This window comes from Acutalibacter sp. (assembly GCF_056800975.1).
In genome coordinates this window covers 1-4,681 of sequence record NZ_JBQISV010000128.1, presented here as the reverse complement: position 1 = coordinate 4,681, position 4,681 = coordinate 1, and the positions used below count along the sequence as shown (strand labels likewise).

Here is a 4,681-nt window from a genome sequence, read left to right as displayed (position 1 = left end):
CAGCTGTACATATTTTACTTTGTGCTGCCCCAGCTGCTGCCCTTTCTGGCCCTGTCGCCCTTTATGTGGGTGGCGCTGGCCCTGTGCATCAACTCCTCGGCCTATGTGTCCGAGGTCATCCGGGCGGGTATTCAGGCAGTGGACAAGGGTCAGACCGAGGCTGCCCGCAGCCTGGGGCTCTCCGGCCGCCAGACCATGCTGCGCATTGTGCTGCCCCAGGCAGTGCGCAACATTCTCCCCGCTTTGGGCAACGAGTTCATTATGATGCTTAAGGAGACCTCTCTGGCCTCCACCTTCTTCCTGGGGGACCTGATGACCTCCTACCTGCTGGTGGGCGGGGCTACCTATCTGCGGTTTGAGGCCCTGATTATTGTGGGCGTGATCTACCTGTGCCTGACCTTCCCCCTGAGCAAGGTTGTGGCCGCGTTTGAAAGGAGGATGGCCCGTGGAACAGCAGACTGAGCTGATTAAAACCGTCGGCCTGCACAAAAGCTTTGGCAAGCTGCAGGTGCTCAAGGGCGTGTCAGAGACCATACATGCGGGAGAGGCCGTGTCGGTCATCGGGCCCTCCGGCGGGGGCAAAAGCACCTTTCTCCGGTGCCTGAACCTGTTGGAGACCCCGGAGCAGGGGCAGATTTTCTTTGAAGGGGTGGAGATTACCGGCAAAAAGGTGGACATTGACCGCCACCGGCAGAAGATGGGCATGGTGTTCCAGCACTTCAATGTGTTCCCCCATCTGTCGGTTAAAAAGAATATCACCCTTGCCCCCACGCTGGTCAAGGGCATGAGCCAGCAGGAGGCGGACCAGAAGGCCATGGAGCTGCTGGAACGGGTGGGCCTTCAGGACAAGGCGGAGGTAATGCCCGGCAAGCTCTCCGGCGGGCAGAAGCAGCGGCTGGCTATTGTGCGGGCCCTGGCCATGGAGCCGGACGTGATGCTGTTCGACGAGCCCACCAGCGCCCTGGACCCGGAGATGGTGGGGGAGGTGCTGGAGGTCATCAAGGGCCTGGTAGAGGGGGGCATGACCAGCGTCATTGTCACCCACGAGATGGGCTTTGCCCGGGAGGTCTCAGACCGGGTGCTGTTTATGGCTGAGGGGAATATCCTGGAATCCGGACCCCCGGAGGAGCTGTTCAGCCGCCCCGCCAACCCCAGGCTTCAGGACTTTCTGGCAAAGGTGCTGTAGCCCGGGGCTTTTGCAGGAGGCAGTATGATATATTATCAAGACCAGAGCCTGCTGGTTCGGGACATGGAGCAGAGCGACCCAGAGACAATCACTTGTGAGGAGATAGCCCAGGGCTGGAACCAGACGCCGGAAAAGTATGAAATGAGGCTGCGGCACCAGGCGGAGGGCCGCTGCACAGCCCTGGTGGCGGAGTACCAGGGGAATGCGGCGGGTTACATCCATGTCTACCCCCATTCCCCCAACGGCCCCTTTGGAGGCCAGGGGCTGCCGGAAATTGTGGACTTTGGGGTGCTGGAAAAGTACCGGAACAAAGGCATTGGCAGCATTCTCATGGATATCGCGGAGCAGATTGCCGCCCGGTATGCCAACAGGGTGTATCTCAGCGTGGGCCTGCACAGCGGGTATGGCAGCGCCCAGAGAATGTACATCAAGCGGGGCTATCTTCCCGACGGCAGCGGCGTATGGTATCAGGACTAGGTCTGCCCGCCCTATGGGGAGTGCCGGAATGACGACGACCTGGTGATCTATTTATCCAAGCTTCTAAGCTGAATTCCCCTTTGGGACAACGGAAGATCAAAAGGAGGAAAGTATGACCAAACAAGAATTGTATCAGCTGCTGGAGGACAAGCGGCAGTTGTTTTTCGACACGGCGGACGCCATCTGGGCGGACCCGGAGCTGTCACTCTCCGAGCATCACGCCGCCGCCCGGTATGAGGCCCTGCTGGCCCAGCTGGGCTTTACGGTAGAGCACGGGGTGGCGGGCATGGAAACCGCCTTTTCCGGCAGCTTTGGCAGCGGCAGGCCGGTGATCGGCATTCTGGGCGAATACGACGCTCTGGCCGGGCTCAGCCAGCAGGCCGGGGCCTTGGAGCCCCGCCCTGTTACAGACAATGGCTGCAATGGCTGCGGCCACGGCTGCGGCCACCATCTGCTGGGTGTGGGCAGTCTGGCCGCGGCCTGGGCAGTGAAGGAGTATCTAGCCGCTACCGGCAGCAGCGGCACGGTCATTTACTACGGCTGTCCCGGGGAGGAGGGGGGCGCGGGCAAGGCCTTTATGGCCCGGGACGGCCTGTTCTACCAGCTGGACGCGGCCCTGACCTGGCACCCGGGCACAGCCAACGAGGTGTTCACCGGCACCAACAACACCTCTATGCAGGTGGAGTATGCCTTTCACGGCATAGCCGCCCACGCCGCCGGCAACCCTCACCAGGGCCGCAGCGCCCTGGACGCGGTGGAGCTGATGAACCTGGGGGTGCAGTTCCTGCGGGAGCACATCCCCAACACTGACTGCCTCCACTATGCCATCACCAACACAGGGGGCATCTCCCCCAACGTGGTCCAGTCCCAGGCCACGGTGCTGTATATGGTGCGCTCTGACACAGTCCCCCACAACAAGTCGCTGTTGGCCCGGGTGGACGACATTGCCCAGGGCGCGGCGTTGATGACCGGCACCCACTTCACCCGCCGTTTTATTGACGGCACCGCCGACCTGCTGCCCAACGAGACGCTGGAGCGGGTTCTGTATGACAACATGGAGGCCGCCCCCCTGCCGGAATACACCCAGGAGGAGCGGGACTTTGCCGCCGCCCTGGACGCCACCTGTCCCCAGGACGAGGAGCTGCCGGGCATGGGCGCCAAGTATGACCCGGAGATCAAAAAGCAGGCGGCGCAGCTCTCGAACAACGGCAAGGCCTCTTTGAACGACTTCCTGCTGCCCTACTTCCACAGCGACAAGCAGTCCCCTGGCTCCACCGACGTGGGAGACGTGAGCTGGCAGACCCCCACCGCGCAAATCAGCGTTGTGACCTGGCCCGCCCATTCTCCCGGCCACAGCTGGCAGAATGTGAGCGGCGGCACCTCCGGCGTGGCCCACAAGGGGATGCTCTACGCGGCCAAGGCGCTGGCAGGGGCGGCGGCGGACCTGTTCACCCAGCCGGAGCTGTTGGAAAAGGCAAAGGCCGAGTTTCAGCAGGCAGCGGCCAAGGGCTACACCTGTCCCATTGAGCCCGACGCCGTGCCGGTGCCGGTGGAGGAGATGCTCTGAGGCTTTCAAACAAAAAAAGACACGCAAAGCAAGACGGTTGCCAGCCGCCTTGCTTTTTTGTGTCCTGACAAAGGGGAGGGGAGGACTACTCCGCGCAGGGGACAAAGGCCTCCTCCGCCAGCTGTACCAGCCCGTGAAAATACTGGGAGGGCCCATAGTATACCACCGAGCTGCCGTCCTGCCGGTAGCTGCGCACATAATTGTCGCCAAAAGCAATGCGAATGCTCCTGGCAGGCACTGCCAGGCTCAGCGAGTCGCAGCCGCCGGCCATAAGGGGCAGCTCCTCTTGCTCGGTGTAGGTAAAGCCGTTCAGCAGCCGGACGATCTCCTCGATCCGCTTCCGGTCCGTAATGGCCGTGCTGTTGGACATACTGGCAGCGCATTTGCCGCTGTGTACGGTAATCTCCTGCACCGCCGCCGGGTTGACATGAAAAAGCGGCCCTCGGTGGGCATTGACCGCTATAAGGTGTCCCAACCCCAAAAACAGCGTCAGCAGGAACAGCAACAGCCTTGTTTCCCGGCGTGAAATTTTCTTATCCATAGCTACCTCTTGGGGATTTGCCATAAAAGCTCGTCTTCCGCTATGCGGGGCCGCACAGTTCCTTCTTTAAAACTACCCAGTAAGAGAATCCCTCTCTCCGTTCACCAGGTCAATCAGGGGGCGGAAATGGTCGGGCAGGCCGAAGTAGACGGTTGAGCTGCCATCGCGCTCATAAATGCGTATATAGTCTAGCCCAAAAATGTAACTGAATTCTTTACGGCCAACCTTAAAAGCTATGCTATAGTCCCAACCCCCCGCCGGAGGAAATGTTTTCAGTCCGTTACAATACTGAAAGTCGTTCAGCAGCCGAACTGCCTCATGGATCTCCTCTCTGTCAGTGATGGTTACATCGTTGCCGCCAGCTCTCCGCAATTCAATGTATTCGACTGCCTCGGGGTCAAAATGGAAAAGGGACAAATCAAGAGTCTCATGGTCGAAAAACGCAAAATAGGCCACGCATACAGCCAGGAAGACAAACAAGCATGACAAGAGGATGATTTTTTTGAGGGATAATTTTTTGCGCATCATGCGTTCTCCCTTCTTGGGGCGGGGAAGCTTGGTTTCCCGGTATCTGCCCGTCAGCAGCCGGGCAGGCCAAGCTGCCTGGAAATTAGTCTGTCAGCGAGGCCTTGCTTCGTCTATCCGGTCCACAAGGGGGCGGAAATGGTCGGGCGGGCCGAAGTAAATCGTTGAGCTGCCGTCGTTTTTATAAATGCGGACACTGTCTGCGGTAAAAACAATCCAGATGTCTTTGCCACCGGCTGTGAAAGAAATACCATAATCCCAACCCCCTGCCGGAGGAATTTCTTCCCGCTCATGATATCTGAATTCATTTAACAGGCTGATGATTTCGTCTATCTCTTCCCTTTCAGATATATCCAGAATAACGGGGCCGTTTCCGCTTCGTAGC

Annotated in this window: 7 protein-coding genes; 4 read left to right on the top strand and 3 right to left on the bottom strand. The window is 59.5% G+C overall.

The window, feature by feature from the left end; genetic code table 11:
• The 4 genes from ACTO5E_RS10170 to ACTO5E_RS10155 all read left to right on the top strand — a co-directional run.
• A partial coding sequence (locus tag ACTO5E_RS10170; RefSeq protein WP_482303383.1) for an amino acid ABC transporter permease occupies positions 1-462 on the top strand: 462 nt, incomplete at its 5' end.
• Between the two features lies 1 nt (position 463).
• On the top strand, positions 464-1,186 hold the full coding sequence (locus ACTO5E_RS10165; protein WP_482303384.1) for an amino acid ABC transporter ATP-binding protein: 723 nt from the start codon (positions 464-466) through the stop codon (positions 1,184-1,186).
• 24 nt (positions 1,187-1,210) lie between these two features.
• Positions 1,211-1,663, top strand: a complete 453-nt coding sequence (locus ACTO5E_RS10160; protein WP_482303381.1) for a GNAT family N-acetyltransferase — start codon at positions 1,211-1,213, stop codon at positions 1,661-1,663.
• Between the two features lie 112 nt (positions 1,664-1,775).
• Positions 1,776-3,230 carry an amidohydrolase gene (locus tag ACTO5E_RS10155; protein WP_482303379.1) on the top strand — a complete coding sequence of 485 codons (1,455 nt, stop codon included), beginning with the start codon at positions 1,776-1,778 and terminating at the stop codon, positions 3,228-3,230.
• An 85-nt stretch (positions 3,231-3,315) separates the two neighbouring features.
• Here the strand turns inward: ACTO5E_RS10155 and ACTO5E_RS10150 are convergent, their stop codons facing one another.
• The 3 genes from ACTO5E_RS10150 to ACTO5E_RS10140 all read right to left on the bottom strand — a co-directional run.
• Entirely contained in the window at positions 3,316-3,771 is a 456-nt protein-coding gene (locus tag ACTO5E_RS10150) for a hypothetical protein (protein ID WP_482303377.1), read from the bottom strand.
• A 72-nt stretch (positions 3,772-3,843) separates the two neighbouring features.
• Positions 3,844-4,299, bottom strand: a complete 456-nt coding sequence (locus ACTO5E_RS10145) for a hypothetical protein (RefSeq protein WP_482303376.1) — start codon at positions 4,297-4,299, stop codon at positions 3,844-3,846.
• A gap of 90 nt (positions 4,300-4,389) precedes the next feature.
• On the bottom strand, positions 4,390-4,681 hold a 292-nt coding region (locus ACTO5E_RS10140; RefSeq protein ID WP_482303375.1), incomplete at its 5' end, for a hypothetical protein.